Source organism: Pseudoalteromonas sp. Z1A6 (assembly GCF_011378745.1).
Taxonomy (GTDB): domain Bacteria; phylum Pseudomonadota; class Gammaproteobacteria; order Enterobacterales; family Alteromonadaceae; genus Pseudoalteromonas; species Pseudoalteromonas arctica.
Genome location: NZ_WTKW01000398.1, coordinates 1 through 3,503 on the forward strand (window position 1 = coordinate 1; position 3,503 = coordinate 3,503).

The 3,503-nt window shown below is 36.2% G+C and carries 2 protein-coding genes and 1 pseudogene; all 3 read right to left on the bottom strand.

Annotation, left to right across the window (positions count from 1 at the left end; translation table 11 throughout):
- Positions 1 to 297 (bottom strand): annotated as a pseudogene (locus GQR46_RS17725) (hypothetical protein); the annotation flags it as partial.
- A complete protein-coding gene (locus tag GQR46_RS17730) occupies positions 294 to 1,340 on the bottom strand; it encodes a nucleoid-associated protein (protein WP_165741786.1) in 1,047 nt (348 codons plus the stop codon). The pseudogene GQR46_RS17725 and the gene GQR46_RS17730, both read right to left, overlap by 4 nt.
- A gap of 800 nt (positions 1,341 to 2,140) precedes the next feature.
- Positions 2,141 to 3,289, bottom strand: a complete 1,149-nt coding sequence (locus tag GQR46_RS17735) for a hypothetical protein (RefSeq protein ID WP_165741789.1) — start codon at positions 3,287 to 3,289, stop codon at positions 2,141 to 2,143.
- Between the last annotated feature and the right edge of the window lie 214 nt (positions 3,290 to 3,503).

Sequence of the window (3,503 nt, forward strand, 5' to 3'; positions counted from 1 at the left end):
ATTCAGACAAACCACAAAATTAGAATGAATTTTTTTTGGTTCTAAATCAACATTACACAAAACATCATCTGCAAGAAATTTATCATTAATTGAATCTAAATCTTGCGGACCAATAGGCTTATTGCCTTTTAAAAACTCATATGTTCCAGAAGTTAGTCCAGCATTTTCTAATCGACGTAAGTCTTCAACGATCTCATCTGTTAAATGAAGAAAGCCTTCAATAGAATTACTATCAACTTGTATACCTTCTAGCTGATTGAATATCTTACTGTATGTTTCTGTTATTTTTGAGCTCATTCTTTATCTAGATCTTTCTTTCTGGCAGCAAGCTCTTCTTCAAGAGCTGTTTTTAGAGATATTGGAATTTCTTTTATAGAAAGAACTCCGTCTTTGTATTCAACTTCTCTTCCGAGCATATCACTATCAAAACTAATAGCGATACCGTTACCACGGCCTGATATCTTTTTATATGCTCTTAAACTAGCTTTATGAATTGCAATATCTTCAGGTAAATTGAAGTTCTCTCGCGCCTCTTTTACAAACTCTTCAGGCTGATCAGGAAAAACTCTATTCGCAATTTGGCTCAATAATACCTGATTACCTTCTTTTTGCTGTTCAGTAATAAAGTCGTGTGCAGTATTAACTTTTCCAGATATTTGATCTTCAGTAAATTCATAATGATTTGTTGCAAAAGTACGTATAGCTTTTTTTAGTTCTTTGGTTTCATGCTTAGCAGCCTCTTTGTCTCGTTGACAGCCAATAAATTCCTCAAAGTAATCTCGTACTTCAACAGCTAAACCAGTTCTGAATCGAATGTACCTTGAATTCATTTCTGTTTGCCATTGAGTAAGGTTAATCGCTGCCCCTAAGTGCAGTTTTTTTAAGTCTAGTACTTGGCTAGCAATAACATCTAATTTTTTTGAAACATCAATTCCGTCTGTTTTATTTAATATAGCTACAGCAAGCCAGTTGTTACCTCTTGTTTCATATTGATAGAAAACCAAAAATCCGCCTTTGACTGAAGTTAATTGCTTACTGACTAGAATGCTTTCAAAGCGTTTTGATAGTTCTTTAGTAAGACCTGCAAAATCAGCACATTTGGCATCATCATCATAATATTTTTTTAATTTTTGCTCAAAAACAGGCTGGGCTTCTTTATCATCAAGTACTTGGAATTCACCGATACTGAGGCTTGCATTGCTAAATAGATCTAGTAAATCCTCAGTTAATACTGCCGCCAGCCCGTCAATGTTATTCTCGGTATCTCGGAGTTGAACTGTTAGTTTTTCTCCTGTTTTGTCACGTCTAACTTGATGAATAATTACGTTTTTAATTGCCATTGTTAAGCCTTATTTATTTTTATTAGATTTATTTTCTTACGAAATGTTGAATCGCACTGAGTCCAGTACCGTTATGATCTAAAAAGCATTCAGAGAATGTTGTGCCATCATAAACACCATAGCCATTTTTAGCTTTTACTTCTAAAACTAAAAACTGCCTAGCGCCGCTGTCGTCCTGTTCCCAGCGTTTTAAATGGCTAACAACTTTAACGGACTCAGGATCTTTCCATGACCTAGTTTACTTTACTTACTTTAAGTATTGGTTAACTAGTTGGTTGGGTTCGCTGTATTATTATTTTTGCCTGATTGTACTTTGACTATGCGGGTATCAGCACTACAAGGTTGATCAATGAATGTGATTACACTGTTTACAGTATATTTGTATACTTGTGTTGCGTTGACTTGAACACTCATTAGTAGTGCAAATAATAAAATCCGTTTCACTTAAAATCCTTTTAAATAGTTATTTATAAAGCAGTATTACAAATATTTCCCCACCCAAACAACTTGGCCAACTATGTGTAGTTGATCTAAGCTTTCTTGTAGTAAGAGTTGAGCTTCGCAGACTGGGTTGTATGATGGTATTTTAATACCGCCTGTAAATTGCTTTTTTAGGCGCTTTACCAGTAAGTGGCTGTCTAAGTTTATAACATAAACGCCATCTACAAAATACCTGTAAGGTCAGCTCTTTCTTTTTGCCTTTTGTTATTAAGAAAAAAGGCAAAACCTTCCCCTAGTAACTCCATTTAAAAAGGGCAATAATATTGCCCTTTTTTACGCTCTTAAACTTATTTTTATAACTATAGCGCGACTAAGCTTTGCTCTAACATTGCCTTTATTTGTTTTACTATTTTAGCTTCTGTTTCAGGTTCGAATTGTTGTATACGTGGGGTATGAATATGCCCTGTAGGTATACTTGAATTAAGCGCATCGCGCAGGCGAATACTTCGGTACGATATTTCGTTAGACAGGTAACCACCGCCGCCGCCATTAACCGCAATACTATTTTTAAGCTCGCCGTAAGAACCTGCTTTATAGGTTTTTTCAAGCGTAGTGACTTCGTGATTGTCGATAACTTTATAAGGGCCTTTGGCTTGTTGCATGTAAGTTACAGGCAAACTAAATTTTACAAACTCGTTGCCCGGGAGTGGTCGGCCATTAAGTTTTGGTATTACTGGGTTTGTTTGCGTTCCACCATACACAATATTGGCATTATCGGGGGCAGTTACACTGCGACGTTTACCCGGGAAGTGCTCTAAATCAAATTCTGTTCTGCCCATACTTACGGTTACTACCATGTCTACATTATTAAGTGCGTAGTAGGGGGCAAGTAGTGATTCTATTATGCCTTGATCAAAGTCTTCGTAGCGCACCGGCACCATAACGGTATTAATTTCTGCGCTGATGCCGTTGTAATTAATAACTTGGCCGTCGAGTAATAACGCTGCAACACCTGAGGGGTTACTTTGGTTTATGTTTTTATCGAGTAAGAATGGGTCAAAGCCTGTTAGTAATATTTTTTTAGTGCTGCCTGATGAAAAAGCAAGATCGGTACGTCCTCTGCTGCCTTCCTCAAGTATGGTTAGTAAAGTATTTAGTTGAGCCTGCGTAATTGAAAATTTAGGCGATGTTGTGCGTATTACTTTGCTTGAAAGCAGGCGTGCCCAGTAGAGCTCACGGTCGTCGTAGTTATTGGTTTTTACTATGCGTTGCTTGGCGTTTTCCCACAGTTCAAAGCTAAAGCTTTGTACTAATGTTTTTGCACTTTTAAAGTCGTTTAATTCTTTAAATTGTTGCTCAAAGTTTGATACTTGTGTGGTAAATGCATTTAAAACATTTGGCATTGCTGATTGGGCTTTGTTGATACGTTGTTCTTCAACAGTTAAAGGATTACTTAAAGCAGCGAATGAAGAGGCAATTAAGCTAGTCGCTAATAATACTTTGATCATAATATTCCTAATATAAGGTTATTGTTTTATATGTAATTTACTATCCTACGATTGTTAACTCAGGGCAACCAATTAACGTTGAATCGACTGATATTTGCTTTTGCAGTACATTCGTTTTGTTTAACGGCCAATTAGCATTATCGGCTAATAAAAATCCCTGAGTCTAAAGTGATCTTTATGGGTTCTACTTTAAGTTTTAATAAAAAGTAAAAAG